Source organism: Wolbachia endosymbiont of Kerria lacca (genome assembly GCF_051602725.1).
Taxonomy (GTDB): Bacteria; Pseudomonadota; Alphaproteobacteria; order Rickettsiales; family Anaplasmataceae; genus Wolbachia.
On record NZ_CP192272.1, the window covers coordinates 660,519 to 686,265 of the forward strand.

Below are 25,747 nucleotides of genomic sequence, written 5' to 3' on the forward strand. Positions count from 1 at the left end.
CTATAAAATCTATGTCCCTACAAATAGGAAGTTTGACGATTGATTCTCCTGTTATTTTAGCGCCAATGTCTGGAGTGACTGACTATCCATTTAGGAGTATTGTAAAGAAACTTGGTGCAAGTTTGCTAGTCTCAGAAATGATTGCAAGCAGAGCTATGATCATGCAAACTCGCCAGAGCATGCAAAAAGCAAAAGTCGATGAACTAACCGCTGTACAACTTGCTGGTTGTGAGCCTGATGTTATGGCGGAAGCTGCAAAGTTAAATGAGGGCATGGGTGCAAAAATCATAGATATAAATTTTGGTTGTCCAGTTAAAAAAGTTGTAAACGGTTACGCAGGGTCAGCACTTATGCGTGATGAAAAAAAGGCTGCTGAGATAATAGAAGCTGTAGTCAAGGCAGTGAGTGTGCCAGTTACAGTAAAAATGCGTACTGGATGGAATGACGAAAATCGTAATGCTCCGCGCTTGGCAAAAATTGCAGAAGATTTGGGAGCAAAGATGATTACTGTACATGGAAGGACAAGGGCACAGCTTTATAATGGTCAAGCAGATTGGAAATTCGTTAGAAATGTTAAAGAGCAGGTAAAAATTCCAGTTATAGTAAATGGAGATATTAAGAGTTTGAATGATGTTCAAAGTGCACTTAAAGAATCTGGGGCAGATGGAGTAATGATAGGTCGTGGTGCTTACGGCAAACCTTGGCTGATTAATCAAGCAATAAACTTTTTGAGTGGAAATAAAGTTTCTGAGCCAACAGCCTCAGAGAGATTAAGCATAATACTCAAGCATTATGACAGTATTCTTGAGTACTATGGAAGCGATACAGGAATAAAGATGGCCCGCAAACATATAGGATGGTACAGTAGCGGGCTTCAAAACTCATCTGAATTTCGTGTAAGAGTAAATAACATAATAGACAGCACAGAGGTGAAAGAAAATATAATCGATTTTTTTAGTTAAAAACAGATTAAACATACTACCTCATTAGATATATTCAATTTGACTGATCATAGTGCGATGCCACCACACTCTCTTCTTCATCAGAATGTAATTGATAACTATTATCACTCAGCAATTTTTCGTCATAAGTCTCAATATCAAAATATTTTTCATATTTATCTATATTTTCACAAAGCGAAAGTGCTTTCACCTTATTCATAATCAGACCCGTACCAGCAGGAATTAACCTTCCTACTATAACATTTTCTTTTAACCCACTCAAAGGATCACTCTTTCCGCAAAATGCTGCTTCCGTAAGTACTTTTGTTGTTTCTTGGAAAGAGGCAGCAGAAATAAAGGAATTAGTTTCAAGGCTTGCTCTAGTAATTCCCTGCAGAATAGGAAGATAATGAGCAGGTCGTTTTCCAGAGTTATTCATAGCATCATTTTCTCTATCAATTTCCAGCCTGTCAATATTTTCTCCAATTAAGTACATAGTATCACCAGGATCGGTAATTTCTACTTTTTGTAGCATTTGCTTTAAGATCACTTCTAAATGCTTGTTATCTATGCGCACACCTTGCAATCTATAAACTTGCTGTATTTCAGAAATCATATAGTGTGCTAACGCTTCTAACCCAAGCACACGTAGAATATCATGAAGATCAGGATCGCCATCCATCAATAAATCACCTTTACGCACAAAATCACCTTCATTAACTATTACATGCTTACTTCTTGATACTAAATACTCAACTGGAGAAGCTTGCTTATCTACAGGTTTAATTACTATACTGCGTTTTCCTCTACGGTCTTTTTCAGAGAACATTACATAGCCATCTATTTCACTAACGATAGCATGCTCTTTAGGACGACGTGCTTCAAATAATTCTATAACCTTAGGCAAGCCACCAGTAATATCACGAGTTCTAACCGACTCTCTCGGCGTTCTTGTGATAACATCACCTGCATGAACCTTTTGGCCATCCTGTACATTAAGCACTGCACCAACTGGTATAAAGTAACATGCTTCCACACCACTTGAAAGTGTTATTACTTTTTCATTATCATCAAGCAGTGCAATACGAGGACGTAAATTAGCTACACCAGAGTACAATTTCCAATCTTTTACTACTCTATTTGATATCCCTGTAGATTCATCCATCACTTCAGTGATTGAAATTCCATCTTTTAAATCCTGGTAAGATATTGTACCACTCTTTTCCGTAATAATAGGTAGTGTATACGGATCCCATTCCGCAACTTTATCACCAATTTTTACTAACTCACCCTCATTTACATAAAGTTTAGCACCATAAGGCACACTGTGCTTCAATTTTTCACTACCAAGGCTATCAATTAAAACGACTTCACAGGAACGGCTTATCACAATTTTATTTCCGTTTTTATCTATAATTATATTACTATTGTTTAATTTTATTCTAGCATTAATAGAAGCTATAATATTTGAGGATTCAACACCTCTAGTCATTACCCCACCTATATGGAAAGTACGCATCGTTAACTGAGTACCTGGCTCTCCAACAGATTGAGCAGCGATAACACCAACTGCTTCACCTATTGAAACAATTTTACCAGTTGCAAGGTCTCTTCCATAACACAAAGAACACACACCAGGACTTATTTCACAAGTTAAAGGCGATCTAATTTTTATAACATCAAGACCTGCAATGTTGATTTGCTTTACTTTACCTTCATCAATTAGTTCCCCTGCTTTTAATAATAACTCTTTGGTTACTGGGTTATATATATCATTTGCAGCTGTTCTACCCAGTACAACACTCTCTAGAGATGCAACTATAGTACTACCTTCAACTATAGCTCTTACAATAAGGCCATTTTTCGTTTTACAGTCATGTTTTGTAACTATGCAATTTTGAGATACATCAACCAAGCGACGAGTTAAGTATCCAGAGTTTGCAGTTTTAAGTGCAGTATCAGCTAAACCTTTACGCGCACCGTGAGTAGAATTAAAGTATTCAAATACATTTAATCCTTCGCGAAAATTAGAAATTATAGGTGTTTCTATAATTTCACCAGAAGGTTTGGTCATTAACCCTCGCATTCCTGCTAACTGCTTCATCTGGGAAGTAGAACCTCTTGCACCGGAGCTAACCATCATATATATTGAATTGTACTTACTATTTTCATCATACAGAGATATCGCTTTTAACATATCATTCGCTATTATATCTGTGCACTTAGACCACTCATCTATAACTTTATTATACCTCTCACTTTTAGTGATTAGTCCGTCTTGATACTGTGCAGAAAATTTCTTAATTTCACCCCTTGTATAATCAACGTGTGTAGCTTTAGTTTCAGGTATGACCATATCGCAACGACTAAAAGAAGTACCAGAAAATGTAGCATACTCAAAGCCAAGTGTCATCAATTTATCAGAAAATACCACTGTAGCACTTTGACCGCAGCTACGATATACTAAATCAACAATACTAGTTATTTCCTTAACTGTTAATACCTGATTTATTAAATCGAAGCTTAGATTCTCATGTTTAGGAAAAATCTGCCATAATATTAAACGTCCAGGAGTTGTACAAATAGTTTTATACTGAATGTTTCCATCGCTATTGATGTGTTCCATTTTGTACTTTATATGAGAATGAATATGCAGAGTACCGTTGTTTAAGGAATGCTCAACTTCACAAAAAGCACAAAAAAGTGGTAAATCATCCTTCTTAAGTTGCTGTAAAGTTAGGTAGTATATACCAAGCACTATATCTTTACTAGGAACTATAATCGGTCTTCCATTAGAAGGACTTAAAACGTTATTAATTGACATCATCAACACTCTAGCTTCAAGTTGAGCTTCCAATGAAATTGGCACATGTACTGCCATTTGATCACCATCAAAGTCAGCGTTAAATGCTGTACAAACAAGTGGATGAAGCTGTATTGCTTTACCTTCAATAAGGACTGGCTCAAAAGCCTGAATACCAAGCCTATGTAGCGTAGGCGCTCTATTTAGCAAAACAGGATGCTCTTTTATTACTTCTTCAAGCATATCCCAAACTTCTGGCTTTTCTGCTCTTATTAACTTACTAGCAAATTTAATAGTTGGAGCCATTCCATATATTTTAAGCCTTGAGTAAACAAAAGGCTTGAATAGCTCAAGAGCCATTCTTTTCGGTAATCCACACTGATTTAGTTTCAAAGTTGGACCAACAACTATTACAGAACGTCCAGAATAATCTACCCTTTTTCCTAAAAGATTCTGACGGAAACGACCTTGCTTTCCTTTCAGCATATCGCTAATAGACTTTTTATATCCAGTAGCGCCAGCTTTATTTACCAGAGCATTACGACGACTATTATCAAAAAGAGAATCAACTGCCTCTTGTAACATTCTTTTCTCATTACGAATCATAATCTCAGGAGGATTTAAACTTAACAATTTTCTCAATCTATTATTTCGATTAATAATAGTTCTATAATGATGATTTAAATCAGAAACTGCAGGTCGACCACTTTCAAGCGATACCAAGGGACGCAAGTCAGGTGGTAAAATAGGTATAGCTGTAAGTATCATCCACTCAGGTCTGTTTCCAGACTTGATAAAATTTTCAACAATACGTAATCTCTTTATAATTTTCTTTCTTCTCATTTCAGAAGCAACAGACTCTAACTCCTGTCTTAAATTCTTCCTAATTTCATGTAAATCAAGGCGTATTAGCAATTCTCTTATAGCTTCAACACCTTGCATAGCTATAAAGCTATCGACCCCATAGCTATCTTTAGCTTCATTATAAGCTTTCTCACTAATAATTTCACCTTTTTCAAAAGAGGAAACAAGAGGATCTATTACAACATAATTATCACTATACAAAATACTTTCGATATCTCTAAGAGACATATCTAATAATGCTCCAATTCTTGAAGGAAGTGACTTCAAAAACCATATATGAGCAACAGGAGATGCAAGCTCTATATGACCCATTCTTTCTCTTCTTACTTTAGAAGATGTAACTTCTACTCCACATTTTTCGCATATACGGCCCCTATGTCTTCTTTTTTTGTACTTTCCACATAAACATTCATCATCATTGACAGGACCAAAAATTTTAGGACAAAATAATCCACCTTTCTCAACTTTGAATGTACGGTAGTTTGCAGTTGAAACATCTGTTATCTCTCCATAAGACATACGTTTAATACTTTCAGGGCTAGCAATGGAAATGCTAACCTCATTAAAAGATTGCGCGATGTTAGTATGAGATATATCTTCAATTACTATGTCATTTTGCTTCAAATCCACATTAAAACACAAGGAACGCAACTCTTTTATCATGACATTAAAGGATTCAGGAATTCCACATTCAAAGTTACTGTCACCTTTTATTACCGATTCATAAATCTTAACCCTGCCATTAATATCATCAGACTTCACAGTTAACATTTCCTGCAAAGTGTAAGCAGCACCATAGGCTTGCAATGCCCAACATTCCATTTCACCAAAACGCTGACCACCAAAATGAGACTTTCCTCCAAGAGGTTGTTGAGTAACTAAGCTATAAGGTCCTACTGAACGCGCATGAATTTTACCATCTACTAAGTGATGCAACTTAAGCATGTACATGTAACCAACTGTAACTTTGCGATCAAACTTCTCACCCGAGCAACCATCATATAATACAACTTGCCCAGAGTTATCCAATCCAGCAAGTTCAAATAGCTTTACTATTTGTTCATCTTTTGGACCTTCAAATACAGGTGCAGTAACAGGAATGCCATCACGCAACTTATACGCAAATTCAATGAGGTGATTATCATTAATATCGCGAATGTTATTACAAATAGATAAATTACTGCCACAACTATAAACCTCAATCAGGAAGTGACGTAAACTACTGTGTGCATCTTTACAAGAGTTGAAATAATTCTCTACTAATGTAGTCAATTCATTATTTAATTCATCCTTATTAGGCGTATCTAAAATAGAAGCCGTTATTTCATCATCATTAATATCCTCAAATTTTTTATTATCAAGATATAATGCTGCAAATTTTTCAAAATCATCATCACTGAGAGATCTAATTGCCTCACAAAAAGCACGTTTGATTTTATTGATCTCATCAAGAATATTGCCTACTTTTTCTCCTAATTTTTTACAAGCCCAACCTACATGCGTTTCCAATATTTGACCTACATTCATTCGCGAAGGAACGCCAAGAGGGTTAAGAATAATATCAATAGGAGTACCATCTTCTAAATAAGGCATATCTTCTACTGGAACAACTCGAGAAATCACACCTTTATTTCCATGTCTACCAGCCATTTTATCCCCTGGCTGCAAACTATGTTTTACAGCAATAAAAACTTTTACTGACATCGACACACCTTGAGGCAGATCATAGCCTTCATGCAATTTTTCTACTTTTCGCTTAAAGTTTGCTATCGCATGTGATACTTTTTCATCAAAATCTTTTTTTAAGCTCTCAACTTGCTTAGAAATAGATTGGTTTTTCAATCCTATATCCCACCATCCCTCACGTTCAATAAAATTAATACTTTCTCGATCTTGAGAGCCAGAATTAATAAGAATTTTTCTTAATTCATCATAGAAATATTGATTAATAACATTGATTATATGGTCTCGTTCTTTCTCAAAGTCGTTTGCCTCTTTTTGTTTAATAAGAAACGCCCTTTCGTTTTCTTCTTCCCCTCTGCGTGTAAAGACCTGCACATCAATCACTATCCCTTCAATATCTGGAGATGTATATAAAGAGGAATCCACACAATCAAATGACTTTTCACCAAAAATTGTCATTAACAATTTTGTCTCAGGAGGCAATGAAAGAGAATGCTTAGGTGTAACTTTCCCCACCAAAATATAACCTGGACCAACTCTTGTACCAACCTTTACTATACCACTATCATCCAAGTGATAAAGATTTTCTTCATTAACACCGGGTATGGCACGAGTTATTTTTTCCGACCCTAAAGGAGTGTCATGTACAACACATTCAAATTCTTCTATATGAATAGAAGTAAATAGATCTTTTTTAACAACTTCACTAGAAATAATGATTGAGTCTTCAAAATTATAACCTTGCCAAGACATAAAAGCGACTAGCAAGTTTTGGCCAAGTGCCAATTCACCGTTATTAATAGCAGGACCATCAGCTATCACATCACCTTCCTTAACACAATCACCTACATGCACCAGTGGTTTCTGGTTAATACAAGTATTATGGTTAGAACGCTGAAATTTTCTTAGATGATAAATATCTACATCCAAGTAGTTAATTCCTCCTTTGTCAAAAGCACGTATAACTATAGAGTTACTATCTGAGCTGTCAACTATGCCACCACGTTTTGCTAAAACTACAGCACCAGAGCCAGAAGCTACGAAAGATTCCATGCCAGTAGCAACCAAAGGAGCAGTAGGCTTCAATAAAGGTACAGCTTGACGCTGCATATTTGAACCCATTAACGCTCTATTAGCATCATCATTTTCTAAAAATGGAATTAAAGAAGCAGCAACCGATATTACCTGCTTAGGAGATAAATCAATGTAACTTACTTGATTACTATTTACCATTACAAAGGTACCAGCATACCTACAGTATAACATATCATCAACAAAGCAGTTGTTCTCATCAAGCTTTGCGCTGGTATCGGCTATATAATATAAACCTTCATCTATAGCAGACAGATACTCAATTTGATCAGTAACAACCTTATTAACTACTTTCCTATAAGGACTTTCAATGAACCCATATTTATTAATACGAGCGTATATAGCTAAGCTATTAATTAAGCCTATATTCTGCCCCTCAGGAGTTTCAATAGGGCAAATTCTTCCGTAATGAGTTGGATGAACATCACGCACTTCAAATCCCGCCCTCTCTCTTGTTAAACCACCAGGACCTAACGCTGACAACCTTCTTTTATGTGTTATTTCAGATAATGGATTAGTCTGATCCATAAATTGAGATAATTGGGAAGAGTTGAAAAAATCTCTTAAGACATTGGTTAACACTTTTGGATTTATAAAATCAGATGGAGAGACTTTATCTAAACTAGAAGTAGACATAGAATCAACTACTGCCCGTCCCAATTTTAATAATCCAGTTCTAAATTGATTTTCTATAAACTCTCCAACTGAACGGACTCTTCTATTTGCTAAATGATCAATATCATCTACAGATCCTTGACCATCACGTAACAATACTATTTTTCTTATAATTTCAATAATGTCTTCATGTGTTAAAGTAGTTAAATTTTCCTCATAATTTAACCCAAGGCAAGAGTTAAGTTTTAATCTACCAATGTTAGACAAATCATAATATTCCGAACTGAAGAAAAGATTACGAAAAAACTCCTCTACTATCTTTAAAACAGGAACTTCACCAGGACGCAAAACCTTATATATTTCATATAGAGCGTTCTCATAAGACATGTTTTCATCTAAGAAAAGTGTGTTTAATATGTAAGGTCCAACAGAAACATTATCTATGTTCAACACTGATATTTTATCTATAGATAATAATTCAAGCTTTTTTATATCCTCTAATTTTATAGATTCACCAGCAGATAAGACTTTTGTAGAACTAGCACTATCTATTAAATCTTCTGCAAGAAATAAACCACATATAGAATCATAAGGAATTAGATACTCTTTCAATCCGTTATCATATAGATTTTTAGCTAATTTTGAAGTAATACGAACATTGGCTTTAAGTAACACATTGCCTTCAACATTCTTTAAATCAAAAGGAAGCCTCACTCCCTTGAATTTATCAGGGGAAAAAGGTACTCTCCAGCCACTTTTATGTTTTATACACTCTATTTTTTCATAAAATTTATTAAGTATGTCATTATTTGATAAGCCCAAAGCCTTTAATAAAACTGATATTGGCAACTTTCTCTTTCTATCAATACGAAAATACAAATGATCTTTAACATCAAACTCAATATCAAGCCAAGAACCTCTATAAGGAATAACTCTAGCAGAATAGATCAATTTGCCAGAATTGTAAGTTTTTCCCCTATCACTATCAAAAAACACTCCAGGAGATCTATGCATTTGTGAAACGATAACTTTCTCTACGCCATTGATGATGAAAGTACCTTTATCAGTCATCATAGGCAGTTCACAAAAGCGAACCTCCTGCTCTTCAGCAGATTTTATAACAGTTGCAAGCTTAGAATGATCATCATCTTCTTTAATCTCTTGATATTTTTCAAGAGAAACACCATCCTGCATAATAACAAGACGTATAGAAGCAATAACCTGAGCAGAAAAAGTTATACCACGTTTTATACATTCAGATTCACTATACTTAAGATCATCTACCCTACAATTCAAAAATTCGATAGTAGCCCTATGCAAAGGATCAGATATTGGAAAAATTGTATGAAAGATAGCTTCAAGTCTTTCATTACTCTCATTATTAGGAGTAAAGGAATTATATGACCCCTTTTGGACTTTAACCAAATCCAACAAAGAATCTTTTAAATCAATCGACCTGGAATAAGAAACTCTAGGAACAAAAGCACTAGAAGCACACATATAAGAAGAATCAACCATTAAAATACCTTCACTAATTAAAAGAGCTATATCAACATAAAATTAATATACTAACATTTTATTCAAGCTCAACTTTAGTTGCTCCTGCTTCAATAAGTTTTTGCTTTATTTTTTCTGCTTCGTCTTTAGAAACATTAGCAGTCAAATCTTTGGGTAAAGACTCAACTAATTCTTTCGCTTCTTTTAAATTCAATGTAGAATTAACTTCTCTAATAGCTTTAATCACTCCTATTTTTTTGCTTGCATCAATCTCTTTGATTACAACTTTATATTCAGCTTTTTCTTGAGCAACAGGAGCATTAGCATTATCACTAATAGGCACCCCAGCACCAACAGCTCCACCAAGAAAAGAACCACTAGGCAACCCTATTTTTTCTTCTAGAACTTTTACAAGTTCAGAAGCTTCTAATAGATTTAAAGATAATATTTTATCAACCAAATCACTTGTTACATTATTCATACTGACCACCTTATTTAACAACAAATTTATTTTTTAGAACTATAGTAATCCAAAACTCTCATGAGCCTCATAGAAGATGAATTAATAGACAATGCTAACCGAGCAGGAATATCATAAGATATTAAACGCATAATTTTAACACGCAATTCATCCAGAGAGGGAAGCTTAGCCAATTTGTTAACATCTTCCACTGTTAACAATTCATTTATATGAGCCGCACAAATCACAGACATTTTTTCTTTGTTAGCATTAATAAAATCAACTATTAACTTTGCAGCTTCTACTATAGCACTAGAATATATAATAGCAACAGAACCAGAAAATTTACCTGATAAATAAGAAAATTTACCAGTCCTTTCCAAAGCCAAGCAAGCTAGAGTATTTTTAACTACTAACATCCCACCCATTACAGATTTTAGACTATTCCTAAGAATTAATGAATTGCTAACATTCATAGACTTGAAATTTACCAATATTAAGAAATCATTATTTACAAACACATTCATTATGTTTTGTATAAATTCATCCTTATCTTTACGCTTCACAATTTCGCTCCCTTAAATTATATCTTCTACTTTGTTTATTTTATGAGCTTTACCCATAGTTGAATTTAAAAAAACGCTTTTAAAGTAAACTCCTTTCACAGAAGCAGGTTTATTGTCTCTAATTACTTTAAGAAAGGCTTTTAAATTTTCCAGCAAATCATCAATATCAAATTTAATACTTCCTAATTTACCATGAATAACCCCATTTTTATCCGTCCTGAATTTTATTTGACCAGACTTAATGGTTTTAGTAGCTTCCGCAATGTTAGAAGTCACAGTACCAAATTTAGGGTTAGGCATCAGCCCTTTAGCACCCAATACTTTTGCAATAGGAGTGATTTTTGCCATGAAATCAGGAGTAGTGATGCACCAATCAACATTCAACTTTCTACCTTTTTTTATCTCTTCAATTAAATCTTCTCCTCCTGTAATATCAGCACCAGCTTTTTCAGCTTCTAATAAATGTTTATCTTGAGCAAAAACAGCTACTTTAATATTCTTCCCGATACCTTTAGGCAAAACTACTGTACCACGCACCTGCTCTTCAGATTTACGTGAATCTACACCTAAATTGACTGCGATATCAACTGATTCATTAAATTTTGCTGAAGCAGACTCAACAACCTTCTCCAAACATTGCTTAGAATTATCATTATATGTACTCATTTACCTAACCTTCCACAACTTCTATACCCATAGATTTTGCAGTGCCTATAACCATCTTCACTGCTGAACCTTCATTATCCACTTTCATATCAACCATCTTACACTTTGCCACTTTAATGATAGCAGACATAGATAATTTAGCCACTAATTCTTTACCAGAATTACCAGAAGCTTTACTTAATTTAGCTTCCTGCTTAAGCAAATAAGCCACAGGCGGACCGCTGACAGTAAAATCATGAGAGCGATCATCCTTTATGGAAATTCTCACTGTTACTAAATCACCTACTTTATAACTAGCGTTAGCAGCGCTAGTAGCTTTATTAAAAGCTTCACAAAATTTAGGAACAGGTATACCACGCGGGCCAAGTACTGAAGCAATTTTCGGTCCTGGAACTGCTTTTCCAGCTTCCATAAGCAAGTTAATCTTAGCAACTACATTACTCATAATTAATCCTCTATTTTCTCTACTTGAGCCAAATCAAGCTCTATTATTGTTGGCTTACCTAAGATTGATACTTCAATATTAATAATTTTTTTCTCATCATTTACCATATCTACCTTACCAGTAAAATTTTGAAAAAGACCATCATTAATTTTTACTTTTTCACCTTTCTCATAACAATAACTCAACTTTTTCGTTTCTTGAGCATTGTAAAGCGCACTACACATTGAGCGAATCTCATTATCCTCAATCACCTTTGGAACATTACCATTTTTCAAAAATCCATAAACCTTAAGAGATTTTGGTATATTATTAATAAAATTTAATACCTCATCGCATAAATTCATGTATAAAAAGACATAACCAGGAAAGGACTTCCTTCGTTTAGCATTTTTTTTAGATTTTAAATCCATCTCACTTAATTCTTCACAAGGAATAAAAACCCTATTAAAATAATTATTAATATTCAATCTCATAGAATTTTCTAATATATATTGGCGCACTTTCTCTTCATAATTAGAGGCAACTCTTAAAATGTACCACTTATATCTATTAAATTCCTTACGTTTTAAAATTACCTCATCATCTGAAATCATCTCAAAATGACCAGACTCATCACCACAAAACCCAGTCATTTGATTCAAAATATTTTTGCTTTCATCACACAGATGCATACATATATATACTTCACATAACTCTTTTATATCAGATTTTACATCACATACTGTCTGATAAGGAATAAACACCTCCTTAAAGTAAACAGTATTGGTTGCCAACTCGCATATATCCTTCTCATACCCGTAATCGACTTTAATGATATACCATTTATACTTATATTCCATAAATAATTCCAAATAAAGTCTTAATTACGTAAAGAGACATAAAATCTACGAAGCAAAAGAAAATCGAAAAGCATAATATAACAGTTATTACAATAAACAAAGATGACAATACCTGCTGTTTTTTTATCCAAGCAATTCTCCTTATTTCTTGCTTTATATCGCAAAAAAAAACATACAGGTTTTTTAACATTTCTACCATAATATTAATGCAGGAGCGATAGGAATTGAACCTACAACCTCTGGTTTTGGAGACCAGCGCTCTACCAATTGAGCTACACTCCTATAATTCAAAGTTTACTCTAAAATTTCCGAAACAACGCCAGAACCAACAGTTCTACCACCTTCTCTTATCGCAAAACGTAATCCTTTATCCATTGCTATTGGTACTTGCAACTCCACTTCTATACTTACATTGTCCCCTGGCATTACCATCTCCTTTCCATCTAGCAATTTTATGCTCCCAGTTACATCCGTTGTCCTTAAATAAAACTGTGGCTGATAATTTCCAAAAAATGGTGTATGCCTTCCTCCTTCTTCTTTCTTCAATATATACACCTCCGCATTAAATTTCTTATGCGGGGTTATTGTCCCTGGTTTTGCCAATACTTGCCCTCTCTCCACTTCTTCTCTCTTTGTTCCTCTTAGTAGTATTCCTACATTGAGTCCTGCACTTCCCTTATCTAGCAACTTCTTAAACATCTCAACACCAGTACATATCGTCTTTTGCGTCGCTTTCAGACCTATTATCTCTATCTCATCTCCTGCCTTTATCTCCCCCTTCTCTATTCTTCCTGTTACTACCGTACCTCGGCCCGATATTGAAAATACATCTTCTATTGGCAACAAAAACGGCAAATCTATAGGCCTTGGAGGTACTGCCACATACTCATCTAACTTCTCCATCAATTTATCTATTGATTTCTTTCCATACTCACTACTATCATCCTCTAATGCTTTTAACGCAGACCCAACTATCATAGGCACTTCATCACCTGGAAATCCATACTTACTCAGCAACTCTCTCACTTCCATCTCTACCAAATCTATCATATCAGCATCAGCAACATCAGCTTTATTTATATATACCACGATATATCCAACACCCACCTGTTTTGCCAGCAATATATGCTCTCTCGTTTGTGGCATCGGCCCATCAACCCCTGACACTACCAATATCGCTGCATCCATCTGTGCTGCACCTACTATCATATTCTTTACATAATCAGCATGTCCAGGGCAATCAACGTGTGCATAGTGTCTCTTTTCTGTTTGATATTCAACATGCGCTGTTGCTATTGTTATACCTCTCTTTCTTTCTTCTGGCGCTTTATCTATTTGATCATATGCTACAAAATTACCATAATGCTTTGTTATCGCCGCTGTTAACGTTGTCTTCCCATGATCCACATGTCCTATCGTTCCCACGTTTACATGCGGCTTTCCAAATGCTTCTACTATCGCTGTCATAATTACTAACCTTTAATTATACTTTAACTTTAACTCATCAACCACATATTGTGGCACTTGTTCATAACAAGAAAAATGCATACTATACTGAGCTCTTCCCTGAGATATAGAACGCAAAACATTTATATAACCAAACATATTTGCAAGAGGAACCGAAGCAGTAATTATTTTGCTATTATTACCTAAATCCAGCATATCAACAACACTGCCTCTTCTACTATTTATATCACCCATAACATCACCCATATATTCTTCAGGAGTAATGATTTCCACTTTCATTATAGGTTCTAGCATTTTTGGACCAGCTTTATTTGCCATTTCCTTAAAAGCACCTTTAGCAGCAAGTTCAAAAGCCAAAGGACTAGAATCAACATCATGAAAAGCACCATCAAGAAGAGTAGCCTTAAAATCAATCAATGGAAAGCCAGAAATTATACCACCTTCTTTTATCAACTCTAAGCCATTTTGCACTCCAGGTATATACTCTTTTGGAATAGCACCGCCTACAATTTTACTTTCAAACTGAAAGCCAAAACCAGGCTCAAGAGGTTCGAATTTTATTTTAACTTTAGCAAACTGACCAGCACCACCTGATTGTTTTTTATGAGTGTAATCAATTTCAACAGATTTAGTGATAGTTTCACGATATGCAACTTGAGGCGCACCAACGTTAGCTTCAACATTAAACTCGCGCTTCATTCTATCAATAATAATCTCAAGATGCAGCTCACCCATACCTTTCAATATAGTCTGCCCACTCTCTGCATTTACTGACATCCTTAAAGAAGGATCTTCTGCAACCAATCTATTCAAAGCAACACCTAATTTTTCCTGATCTGAGGTGGTTTTCGGTTCTATAGCAATTTCAATAACAGGATCAGGAAATTCCATACGCTCTAATAGTATAGGAAAATCAGATGAACATAAAGTATCACCAGTAATTGTTTTCTTTAATCCAACTAAGGCAACTATATCACCAACTTTAGCTTCGTTTATATCTTCTCTGTTATTTGCATGCATAAGCAACATTCTACCAATTCCTTCAGTCTCATTCTTTCCAGCATTTAATACAGCAGATTTAGATTTTAACTTACCGGAATAAATACGAATAAACGTCAAGCTACCTACAAATTTATCCGTCATCACTTTAAACGCAAGAGCAACGAATTTCTCTTTTTCTGAAGGTTTGATCTCAATTTTCTTTTCTGAATCTTTAGGATCAGTTCCAATAATTACATCAACATCAATAGGAGAGGGTAAAAAATCAACCACACCATCTAAAAGTGATTGCACGCCTTTGTTTTTAAAAGCTGACCCACATAATACAGGGACAAATTTTCCTTTAATGGTCCCGCTTCTCACACACTTTTTCAACAAATCAATTGGCAGATCGTTAGATTCAAAGTAAGTATTTATCGCCTCATCATCCATTTCAGCTGCAGTATCTAATAAAAGATTTCGATACTCTTGAGCCTTATCAAGCAAATCAGAAGGAATATCTTCATAAGAAAATTTAGCGCCTAATGTTTCTTCTTGCCATATAATAGCTTTCATAGAAATAAGATCGATTATGCCTTTAAAATCTTTCTCACTTCCTATTGGCAACTGAATAACTAAAGGTGATGCGCCAAGCTTCGTTTTTATCATATCGATACATCGATAAAAATTTGCCCCTATTCTATCCATTTTATTAACAAAGCAGATACGAGGAACGGTATATTTATCAGCTTGACGCCAAACCGTTTCAGACTGAGGCTCAACTCCAGCAACTCCATCAAATACAGCAACTGCACCATCCAAAACCCTCAAAGATCTCTCAACCTCAATAGTGAAATCAACATGACCAGGAGTATCTATTATATTAATCCTATGATCATTCCAAAAACATGTTGTTGCAGCAGAGGTAATTGTAATGCCACGCTCCTTCTCTTGCTCCATCCAATCCATAGAAGCCGCACCATCGTGCACTTCACCAATCCTATTTTGTTTACCAGTATAAAATAAAATACGCTCTGTTGTGGTGGTCTTGCCAGCATCTATATGAGCCATTATTCCTATATTTCTATACCTAGATATTAAAACTTCCATACCACAATCAATCAGCTAATATTAAAAACGAAGATGAGAAAATGCCTTATTAGCTTCAGCCATTTTATACTTTTCTTCACACATCTTAAATGCACCACCACATTTATTATAAGCATCTAATATTTCAGACTGCAAACAATAAACAGTAGTTCTACCACTCTTTTTGCGAGCAGCAGAAGTTGCTCTAGCAATCCACCTTAATGCCAAAGAAATTGCTCTATCTTGACGAATTTCAACAGGGACTTGATAAGTTGCACCACCAATACGCCGAGAGCGTACTTCTATAGAAGGGGTAACATTTTCTACTGCTGTTTCAAAAATTGATAAGGCATCTTTGCCTATTTTCTTTTCAGCTAAGGACAAAGCACTATAAGCAATCTTTTCTGCAATAGACTTTTTACCACATTTCATAATTATATTAATAAAACGCATAAGCAAGACACTACCATAACGAGAGTCAGGGCTTGTTCTTTTTTTTGCTTTATTACGACGTGCCATAAATTTTAACCAGATTTCTTTACACCATATTTCGAACGGGCTTTCTTTCGATTTTGCACACCACGTAGATCAAGAGCACCTCTTATTATGTGATAACGTACACCCGGCAAATCCTTAACTCGCCCACCACGTATTAAAACAACGGAATGCTCTTGTAAATTATGACCTTCGCCAGGTATATAAGCCGTCACTTCACCGTATCCACTAATCTTTACTCTAGCTACCTTACGTAGTGCTGAGTTAGGCTTTCTAGGAGTTGTAGTATATACCTTAGTGCAAACACCCCTTCTTTGAGGATTGCATTTTCCCAAAGCTGGCACCTTCTTCTTGCGAGTTAACCCTGATCTACCCTTACATATTAATTGATTTATCGTAGGCATATACTGTAAATTTAAAACTCTGAAAATAACTAAGTCTTAGTTATAAAATAATAAACCTCAATAGTCAATATAAAAATAAACATTACTACTCTAATAATCTCAGCCCAATTGCTTTGAAAGCTACTGATAATTATATGCTAAAGCGCATATTGGTTTTAATATTAAGAAATTATCACTTGCTGTGGTCGAATTAATATAGATATGGAACAAGTAATATACTGTGATGGCTATCAAAGAATATGCAGAAAATAATCCTTATAATAGAGCCAAGAGTTTCTAACATTAATGCAAAAATACTAACCGAATTACCAGTAAAGCCAGATGATTTTTACAATCCTACTCTTGACACTTAGATTTAATGCAGCTACCCTAAGTTCAAAATTCTATACTCAATTTTGCTGTTCTTGCATACAAGGAACACGTTTTTAGAATAATGAAAACAATCAGCGCTTTAATTAAAGAAGGGTCAAAGCTACTATCATCACATAGAATTGAATCACCACATTTGGATTGTGAAATCATCATGCAGTACGTACTTGGAGTAGAAAGATCATTCACAATCATGAATCACACCAATCAGGTACCAAGAAACAAAGAGCTTCTATTCTGGAAATTAACAAAAAAAAGAGCAGAAAGATATCCAATATCGCAAATAATAGGTAATCGTGAATTCTGGAGTAAAAATTTTATAGTTAACCAACATGTTCTAGATCCAAGACCAGATAGTGAGACAGTAATTTCAACAGTGTTAAAATATTACCAAAATAAGAAGCAAAAAATAAAAATTGCAGATTTTGGCACAGGCACAGGCTGTTTGTTGATCTCCATACTTAGTGAGTATGAATATGCTATTGGAGTTGGTTTTGAAAAAAGCCTGGAAGCATACAAAATTACCTACCAGAACACAAAGAAACATAATCTTCTCAACAGAGCTAAAATATTTCCAAATTCGTGGACAGAATGTAGAGATTTATTTGATCTTATAATAAGCAATCCTCCATATATTAAAAGAAGTAAGTTAAAAAATCTGCAAGCTGAAGTGCAAAAAGAGCCAAGAATTGCTCTTGATGGTGGTATCGATGGATTGAGCTGTTACCTGAGTATTTTTCCAATATTGAAAAAGTGCCTTAAAAAAGATGGGTTTGCGATACTGGAAATAGGCGAAGATCAGAGCAATATTGACAAAATAATACCCTTATATGGACTGGCTTTTCAGGAATACGTATACGACTTGGCTGGAATGAAAAGATGCATTGTTGTAAAGCAAGATAAAGAACATGACTAGTAGAACGCTAGCTTTCTAAGAACCTGTTCATAATCTCAAGAAAGGCATAAAGTAAGAAATAGAGTGTATAAATTAGGATATATGAGGAGTGTATACCCAAGTGACATAAGTCGAGAGAAGTTTGAGATTATTTCACCAGATCTGGAGTCTTGTGGAAAAAACAAAACCAAGAAAACTTGATTTGTATGAATATATTTTGCGGAGTGTTGTACGCCCTAAAAAGTGGTTATCAGTGGAGGATGCTACCAAAAGAGTTTCCCAAAACGGCGCAATTGTTATGATTATTTCAAAAATGGAGTGAAAAAGTAAAAGGAAATAAAAAAAAGTATTTTGGAGTGCATGTTAAAAAAAATAGTTAGTGTGGTCCGACAAAACAATGTTTGGAAAGAAAAAATCAGCTTTTGCATAATTGACACTCAGAGTGTAAAGAACGCAGACACTGATGAAGAAAAAGGCTATGACGCTGGTAAAAAAATCTCAGGAATAAAACGCCATATCGCACGAGATATAGATGTTTGCTATTTATTCTTAAGCTTGGGAGTGTTAAATAGCATTTTACTTTTTTTAGTATGTAGAGATTTTCTAGGAATTATTCTATTGAATTCTATGATATTATTTTCTGTAGCATTGTTATACATACCATAAGAGTGAACTGACGAAATTTGTAAAGGAGTTTTATGGCTTAGCTACATGGTACTAACACTCAAGTAAATTTTCATCAATGACGCAATTTGCTATGTCTATATCTCACATAGCTTACAACTTGCTTTACTCCTTTTACTTTTCTTGCAATTGCTATTACAGCTTTTAATTCCGCCTTATTTTGAGCTATACCCATCAAATAAACGACTCTATCAACTGTATTAACGCTATAATTAATTGATTTAATATTTCTTTTTCCCAGAAGCCTCGTGCTTATCTCTGCTGTTATCATACCATCTACAGTAACATCTAGCATAGAAGTCATTTTAATTGGTGTGACTCTTATTTCATTTATCACTTCTTTAATCTCTTTTTGCTGCCAAGCTATTTTCTCTGCTGTGAGTTGCTTTTCATGATTATCAACATTTCCAATGAGTAATACTCTTCCTTCACTCACTTTAACTTTTATAGATGAGAACAGTCCGTGTTTTAAGAGTCCCTTATTGATTCTTATTACTATAGTTGTATCATCAATAATGTTTCCCAAGGATTTATCTTGCATTGTTATTGCTGTAGCCGCTGCAGTTGCTGTTACCACTATACCACTTACAAGAGTCGTACAGCCACTCTGTGTAATCAGAAAAATTGCGAGTAAGAAGCTTGCTATTAATCTCATTATTAATTTCCAGAGTTTAGAGCCTTAATTAAAGAATATTAATAAGCTTTTTTTATTGTGTAAATACTATAAATTGAATAAGCCTTGAATATTTCTAAGACAGTACTTATCTTAATAGTGTTAGTTAAAGTAATTTAGGCTTAGACTCATAGTGGAGTTAACCAGTATTATAAGTTCAGTCTGTGGTACTAAAATCTAATCTTTAAATTGCATAAGATGACAGAAGTGGTTATCTATAAGTTAATGAAGGGCTCTTGCGGATATGGCGAAATTGGTAGACGTGCCAGGTTTAGGTCCTGGTGAGCTTGCTCGTGGGGGTTCAAGTCCCTCTATCCGCACTTAAAGTCATGTAACTCAGGTTTTAAGAGAAAATTTATAATCACTAAGTACACTTTTGTTTGTATAAGAACCTGTTCTTAAGGATTGTATTTAACTTAAATTCTGGTAAAATGGCTTTATTAAAACATAAATAAAATATTGATAACAGGTTGTAATGTCTAGTAATATACCTAAAAATGCAGTCGAAGCAGATACATTAAGTAATATATATACCTATAAGGAACTTAGTGTAGATAAACTAAAGTATGAGTATGAAATCACAGTTAGTAGTGATTATATAGAACAAAAGATAAACTCTAGATTACAAGAAATAGCGAAGAATGCAAAATTTCCTGGATTTAGATCAGGAAAGATGCCTTACGATCTTGTTATTACAAATTATAAAAACGAAGCTTTGGAATATGTGATAAACGATACGATTGACTATTGCTCAAGTGATTTAATGAAAAAAATCGAAGTTAAGTCTCACATCCATCCTAAGGTTGATATTATGTCATTACCAAACCTTGATAAAAAGGATAAAAAAGGTGACTTTCTGTACAAATTATCTTTTGAATCGATGCCAAAAGTGCCAGTAATAGATCTTGATAAAATAAATTTGAAGAAAGTTAAGGCAAAAATCAAAGAGGGAGACATAAAAGAATTTATTGATTCTATAAAAACAAAATTTCCTAACTTTGTCTCTGTTGATGATGCTTCTTATCAAGCAAAAAACGAGGATAAACTGATAATTGACTTTGAAGGGCGAATTAGAAATAAGCTCTTTCAAGGTGGAAGTGGCAAAAATTTTACTGTTAATTTAGGATCTGGAACATTTATAAATGGTTTTGAAGATCAATTAATTGGCATGAAAAAAGGGGAAACAAAAAGCTTTAAGTTGAGATTTCCTGAAGATTACCAGGTAATTTCCCTTGCGGGACAGGAGGCTGCTTTTTCTGTTCGAGTTAATGACATTCAGATTGCCAAAGATTTGCAAAGTGATAATGAAATAGCTAGGAGAATTGGTTTTGAAGATCATTCTTCGCTAATAGATCATGTAAAAGAAGTAATTGATAATCAGTGTAAAGAAATGGAAGATCTCTTAATTAAGAAAGAGCTATTTGATTGTTTGGATGCTAGTTATAGTTTTGATTTGCCTATAGAAGTAGTAAAACAGGAACAGCAGAGAGTGGAAAGAGAGTTGAATGCTAAAGATGATTCGTGTAAAGAAGCTGAAAGACGCGTAAAGCTTGCAATGCTATTCATGGAGTTCAGTAAAGAACATGAAATATCATTAACTCAAAGTGATATTATGAATGTTATTGTAAATCAATATGTCAGTAAAGATGTATCATTTGACAGGGTATTTAAACATTTTAAATCAGATGGACAATTTCAGGAATTAGTTAGAGGGCAAGCGCTTGAGTATAAAGTGACGGATTATATGATAGAAAAAGCTAGTAAAGAAGAACAGATTGTTTCTGTGAAAGAATTAAAGGAATTATTTGATAATATTTGATAGGAAAAGGTATGACTCTTATACCAATTGTAGTTGAACAAACTAGTCGCGGTGAGCGGGCTTATGACATATATTCAAGGCTAGTAAAAGAAAGAATAATTTTCGTAACTGGCCCTATTGAAGACAACATGGCCAGCGTAATAGTAGCACAGCTTTTATTTTTAGAATCGGAAAATCCCGATAAAGACATTTGTATGTATATTAACTCACCAGGTGGTGTTGTAACTGCTGGTTTGTCGATCTACGATACAATGCAGTATATAAATCCAGACGTTTCAACTTTGTGTATAGGTCAAGCTGCATCTATGGGTTCTTTGTTGCTTACAGCTGGTGCGGAGGGTAAACGTTACTCGCTACCTCATTCAAGAATTATGATACATCAGCCATCTGGTGGTTATCATGGGCAAGCAACTGATATAGAAATACATGCTAATGAAATTTTGCGAGTTAAGAAAAAATTAAATCAAATTTATGAAAAACATACTGGAAATTCACTAAAAAAAATTGAAGAAATGATGGAAAGAGATAAATTCATGGATCCTGAAGAAGCAATGAAAACTGGCTTAATTGACAGAGTAATAGCTGAGCGTAAAGATATGAAGATTGAAAATATTAAAGTTAAACAAAAGGTAGTTTAATGGATAACAATAATGATTTACACTACTGTTCTTTTTGTAACAAGGCACAAAACGAAGTAGATAAATTGATTACTAACTCTTCAGATGGTTTAAAGGTGTTCATTTGTAATGAATGCATAGAGTTATCCCATAAAGCAATAAGTCAAAAGAAAGAGAGAGCTTTTAATTCAGATCATATATCTGATATGAAGCTATTACTAAAGAAACCTGAAGATATAAAAATTTTTCTTAGTAAGCATGTTGTAGGTCAGGAACATGCGCAACACGTTTTATCTGTGGCTATGTATAACCATTGTCAATCCATGGTGCAACTTCATTCTATAAGTGATATTGAAATTGAGAAGTCAAATATAATGCTTATTGGCCCTACTGGTTCTGGTAAGACTTTGCTAGCAAAAACACTTGCTAAAGTTTCAGATGTGCCATTTGCTATGGCCGATGCGACAACTTTAACTGAGGCAGGTTATGTAGGTGATGATGTAGAAAGCGTGTTGTCACGTCTATTACAAGCTGCAAATTATGATGTTGCAAAGGCACAGCATGGTATAGTGTTTATCGATGAAATAGACAAGATTACAAGAAAATCTGAAAGCACTTCAATAACCCGTGACGTTTCAGGTGAAGGGGTCCAGCAAGCTCTGCTTAAGATTATGGAGGGTACAGTTGCTTATGTTCCGCCACAAGGAGGGCGAAAACACCCGCAACAAGAGTTTATACAAGTAGATACTAGTAATATACTATTTATTTGTGGAGGAGCTTTTGAAGGCCTAAATAAAATTATTGAGGCAAGAAAAAAGGGAACATCAGTTGGCTTTGGAGCAGATATAAGTCAGTCTAAAGCACAAAAGAAAAAAAATGCTTTACGCGATGCTCAACCTGAGGACTTAATCAAATTCGGTTTGATACCCGAATTTGTAGGACGAGTTCCAATAACTGCTGTTCTAGATGAGCTGGATCACGAAGATTTAATACATGTGTTGACAGAGCCAAGAAATGCGCTAGTAAAACAATATAAAGCATTGCTTGCATTTAGTAAAGTAAACCTTGAGTTTTCAGATGAAGCAATATCAGCTATTGCTAAAAAAGCTATAAGCTATAAAACAGGTGCAAGGATATTACGTGCTATCTTAGAGTCACTTTTGCTTGATGTTATGTATATATCCGGCAACGGAGGTTTTGAAGGTAGCACTATAACGGTTACTAAGAAAATGGTAGAATTAGGCAAAGTGACGATTAATCATAATAATAAGGGTAGTGTTATAACGGTTAATGATTAATTTGAGGCATATATTATGAGTATTGGACGTGCTGTAAACTTTAATTCTACTGTATTACCAGTATTACCTCTAAGAGATGTAGTAATTTTTCCAAATATAATGTTGCCTTTATTCGTAGGTAGAGAAAAATCTGTTCATGCACTAGAGTATGCAATAAGTAGCAGTAGTCACCAAAACGAGATTTTTCTCATAGCACAAAAAGATGGTTCTATTGATAATCCAGAGCCAGAGAATCTTTATGAAGTAGGTGTGTTAGCAAACATTATACAACCATTAATAAAACTGCCTGACAATGCAGTAAAAGTCATGATTCATGGGGTAAGAAGGGGAAGAGTTATAGAATATATTAGCTCTCACACTTTGTTACAGGCCAGAGTAGCGTTAGATGGTCATTATGAGTATGGAGAAAATGAAGATAATATTGATTTAGAAGCTTTAAGGCGTTCTGTTATAGATGCATTTGACAATTGGTGTAAACTAAGCAAGAAAAGTCGGCCCGAGATTATTATTGACCCCATTGATCAAGTTAAAGAGGTTAATCAAATTGTAGATATGATAGCTTCGTACTTAAATATAAAGGTATCAGACAAGCAAAACATACTTGAAGTTTATAACCCAAAAGAGCGTTTAAAAAAAGTTTTTGCTCTTATTGAGAGAGAAATAAGTATTTTGAGTGCACAAAACCGCTTGTATAAGACAATTAAATCACAGGTTGAAAGTACTCAAAAAGTTTACTACCTTAATGAGCAATTAAAAGCTATACAGAAAGAATTAGGTGAGTTTGAAAATGGAGATGAAGGGAATATACTCAATGAATTTGAAAAAAAGATAAATGAAACAAAGCTTTCTGAGGAAGCAAAAGAGAAAGCCATAACTGACTTAAAGAGATATAAGAAAATGAATCCCATTTCTCCTGAAGCAACAGTTATATCTAGTTACTTGCATTGGTTGCTTGATTTGCCATGGGGAAAGTACAAAGATGCAAAAATTAACTTAAATGCGGCTAAAAAAATCTTAGATGAAAATCATTATGGCATAGAGAAAGTAAAAGATAGAATAATAGAATTTTTAGCAGTATTAAAGAGAGTAAAAGAGATAAAGGGTCCTATACTTTGCTTAGTTGGACCACCTGGTGTTGGTAAAACTTCTTTAGCTAAGTCTATGGCAAAAGCAGTAGGAAGAGATTTTGTTCGCATATCTCTTGGTGGTATACGTGATGAGTCTGAAATACGAGGACACAGGAAAACTTATATTGGCTCAATGCCTGGTAAAATCATTCAACACATGAAAAAAGCTAATTCATGCAACCCGCTTTTCCTGCTTGATGAAATAGATAAGATGGGTTCTGATTCGCGTGGTGATCCTGCATCTGCATTACTTGAGGTTTTGGATACTGAGCACAATAAACATTTTACAGATCATTACTTGGAAGTTGAGTTTGATCTTTCAAGTGTAATGTTTGTAGCCACAGCAAATAGCTTAAATTTACCGCATCCTTTGCGTGATAGGATGGAAATTATACAATTATCTGGGTATACCGAAGACGAGAAGATCAGTATTGCTACACATCACCTTATTCCAAAATTAAAAAAAGAGCATGGTTTGCATCAGAAGGAGTGGGAAATAACCAATGAAGCATTATACGAGTTGATACGTTTATATACACGTGAAAGCGGCGTGCGAAGCATGGAAAGGGAACTTGCAAAACTCATGAGAAAGGCAGTTAAAGCAATATTAACTGATAAAAATAAGAAAATATCCGTAGAGACTGGTAATTTACAAGATTATCTAGGGGTACGTAAGTATACCTTTGGCATTGCAGAAAATGAGAGTTTGGTAGGGATAGTAACTGGTCTTGCCTATACTGAAACAGGTGGTGATATTTTAATGATAGAGTCAGTCCTAATTCCGGGCAAGGGGGAAATAAAATACACAGGAAAGCTTGGAGAGGTTATGCAAGAGTCTATAAAAGCTGCGTATAGTTATGTGCGATCAAATTGTTTATTTTTCGGTATAAAACCCGAAAAATTTCAAAATAATGATATACATTTGCATGTACCTGAGGGTGCTGTGCCAAAAGATGGTCCCTCTGCTGGCAGTGCAGTATGTACATCTATTGTTTCTCTTATGACAAATATACCAGTTAACAAAAGTGTTGCTATGACAGGTGAAGTAACATTGCGTGGTAGAGTGTTGGCTATTGGGGGTTTGAGAGAAAAATTGCTTGCTGCGCTAAGAGGATCAATCAAAACTGTGATTATACCAAGTGAAAATGAGAAAGATATGCAAGAGATTCCTGCAAATATAAAAGAAGAAATCAATGTAATTTTTGCTGAGAATATTGATGAAGTTATAAAAGTTGCTTTGATGCACCCTATTACTTCAATTGATGATAATAACGAAATTAGTGTGTCTACCTCCATAGAAAATAAGGATAATACCTTCCCTTCATCAGAAACATTAAAGCACTAAATTGAAAAGGTTTATG

18 protein-coding genes, 2 tRNA genes and 1 pseudogene are annotated in these 25,747 nt (G+C 34.5%); 8 read left to right on the forward strand and 13 right to left on the reverse strand.

All coding sequences use genetic code 11. The features are described 5' to 3' along the window. Positions 1-11: 11 nt before the first annotated feature. Complete coding sequence (gene dusB / locus ACQ4M0_RS02970) at positions 12-962, forward strand: tRNA dihydrouridine synthase DusB (protein WP_010402373.1); 951 nt, start codon at positions 12-14, stop codon at positions 960-962. 34 nt (positions 963-996) lie between these two features. Here the strand turns inward: dusB and ACQ4M0_RS02975 are convergent, their stop codons facing one another. From ACQ4M0_RS02975 to rpsL, 12 genes are all read right to left on the reverse strand, one after another. Then, on the reverse strand, positions 997-9,516 hold the full coding sequence (locus ACQ4M0_RS02975; RefSeq protein ID WP_438456656.1) for a DNA-directed RNA polymerase subunit beta/beta': 8,520 nt from the start codon (positions 9,514-9,516) through the stop codon (positions 997-999). Positions 9,517-9,574: 58 nt separating this feature from the next. Then, positions 9,575-9,976, reverse strand: a complete 402-nt coding sequence (gene rplL, locus ACQ4M0_RS02980; RefSeq protein ID WP_007301986.1) for a 50S ribosomal protein L7/L12 — start codon at positions 9,974-9,976, stop codon at positions 9,575-9,577. 26 nt (positions 9,977-10,002) lie between these two features. After that, entirely contained in the window at positions 10,003-10,521 is a 519-nt protein-coding gene (rplJ, locus tag ACQ4M0_RS02985) for a 50S ribosomal protein L10 (RefSeq protein WP_007301987.1), read from the reverse strand. Positions 10,522-10,533: 12 nt separating this feature from the next. Continuing rightward, the gene (rplA, locus tag ACQ4M0_RS02990) at positions 10,534-11,187 is read right to left on the reverse strand and encodes a 50S ribosomal protein L1 (protein WP_007301988.1); all 654 of its coding nucleotides are present in this window, start codon (positions 11,185-11,187) and stop codon (positions 10,534-10,536) included. Positions 11,188-11,191: 4 nt separating this feature from the next. After that, complete coding sequence (locus ACQ4M0_RS02995) at positions 11,192-11,632, reverse strand: 50S ribosomal protein L11 (protein ID WP_438456657.1); 441 nt, start codon at positions 11,630-11,632, stop codon at positions 11,192-11,194. Between the two features lie 2 nt (positions 11,633-11,634). Next, entirely contained in the window at positions 11,635-12,471 is an 837-nt protein-coding gene (gene nusG, locus ACQ4M0_RS03000) for a transcription termination/antitermination protein NusG (RefSeq protein ID WP_438456658.1), read from the reverse strand. Next, a complete protein-coding gene (gene secE / locus ACQ4M0_RS03005) occupies positions 12,461-12,670 on the reverse strand; it encodes a preprotein translocase subunit SecE (protein WP_012481857.1) in 210 nt (69 codons plus the stop codon). Before secE ends, nusG begins: the two co-directional genes overlap by 11 nt. A 10-nt stretch (positions 12,671-12,680) precedes the next feature. Next, positions 12,681-12,753, reverse strand: a tRNA-Trp gene (locus ACQ4M0_RS03010). Positions 12,754-12,765: 12 nt separating this feature from the next. Beyond that, on the reverse strand, positions 12,766-13,938 hold the full coding sequence (tuf, locus tag ACQ4M0_RS03015) for an elongation factor Tu (protein WP_265024966.1): 1,173 nt from the start codon (positions 13,936-13,938) through the stop codon (positions 12,766-12,768). Positions 13,939-13,950: 12 nt separating this feature from the next. Next, the gene (fusA, locus tag ACQ4M0_RS03020; protein WP_213864004.1) at positions 13,951-16,026 is read right to left on the reverse strand and encodes an elongation factor G; all 2,076 of its coding nucleotides are present in this window, start codon (positions 16,024-16,026) and stop codon (positions 13,951-13,953) included. 21 nt (positions 16,027-16,047) lie between these two features. Next, positions 16,048-16,524 (reverse strand): 30S ribosomal protein S7, encoded by a 477-nt coding sequence (rpsG, locus tag ACQ4M0_RS03025; protein WP_006014699.1) that lies wholly within the window; start codon positions 16,522-16,524, stop codon positions 16,048-16,050. A 5-nt stretch (positions 16,525-16,529) separates the two neighbouring features. Further along, on the reverse strand, positions 16,530-16,904 hold the full coding sequence (gene rpsL / locus ACQ4M0_RS03030) for a 30S ribosomal protein S12 (protein WP_010406837.1): 375 nt from the start codon (positions 16,902-16,904) through the stop codon (positions 16,530-16,532). 433 nt (positions 16,905-17,337) lie between these two features. Between rpsL and prmC the strand changes: the two genes are divergently transcribed. Beyond that, a complete protein-coding gene (gene prmC / locus ACQ4M0_RS03035) occupies positions 17,338-18,189 on the forward strand; it encodes a peptide chain release factor N(5)-glutamine methyltransferase (protein ID WP_438456205.1) in 852 nt (283 codons plus the stop codon). 81 nt (positions 18,190-18,270) lie between these two features. After that, a pseudogene (locus tag ACQ4M0_RS03040) lies at positions 18,271-18,696 on the forward strand (transposase); the annotation flags it as partial. Positions 18,697-18,907: 211 nt separating this feature from the next. Here the strand turns inward: ACQ4M0_RS03040 and ACQ4M0_RS03045 are convergent. Further along, the gene (locus ACQ4M0_RS03045) at positions 18,908-19,507 is read right to left on the reverse strand and encodes a BON domain-containing protein (protein WP_019236651.1); all 600 of its coding nucleotides are present in this window, start codon (positions 19,505-19,507) and stop codon (positions 18,908-18,910) included. A 256-nt stretch (positions 19,508-19,763) separates the two neighbouring features. Here ACQ4M0_RS03045 and ACQ4M0_RS03050 point away from each other — a divergent pair. The 5 genes from ACQ4M0_RS03050 (at position 19,764) to lon (ending at position 25,731) form a co-directional block, all read left to right on the forward strand. Next, positions 19,764-19,845, forward strand: a tRNA-Leu gene (locus tag ACQ4M0_RS03050). A gap of 155 nt (positions 19,846-20,000) precedes the next feature. After that, positions 20,001-21,344, forward strand: coding sequence for a trigger factor (gene tig / locus ACQ4M0_RS03055; protein ID WP_438456206.1), 1,344 nt, complete (start codon positions 20,001-20,003; stop codon positions 21,342-21,344). A gap of 11 nt (positions 21,345-21,355) precedes the next feature. Beyond that, the gene (gene clpP / locus ACQ4M0_RS03060) at positions 21,356-21,982 is read left to right on the forward strand and encodes an ATP-dependent Clp endopeptidase proteolytic subunit ClpP (RefSeq protein WP_007301999.1); all 627 of its coding nucleotides are present in this window, start codon (positions 21,356-21,358) and stop codon (positions 21,980-21,982) included. After that, positions 21,982-23,259 carry an ATP-dependent Clp protease ATP-binding subunit ClpX gene (gene clpX / locus ACQ4M0_RS03065; RefSeq protein ID WP_438456207.1) on the forward strand — a complete coding sequence of 426 codons (1,278 nt, stop codon included), beginning with the start codon at positions 21,982-21,984 and terminating at the stop codon, positions 23,257-23,259. The genes clpP and clpX overlap by 1 nt, the downstream gene beginning before the upstream one ends. Before the next feature lie 15 nt (positions 23,260-23,274). Beyond that, positions 23,275-25,731, forward strand: coding sequence for an endopeptidase La (lon, locus tag ACQ4M0_RS03070; protein WP_213864002.1), 2,457 nt, complete (start codon positions 23,275-23,277; stop codon positions 25,729-25,731). Positions 25,732-25,747 lie beyond the last annotated feature (16 nt).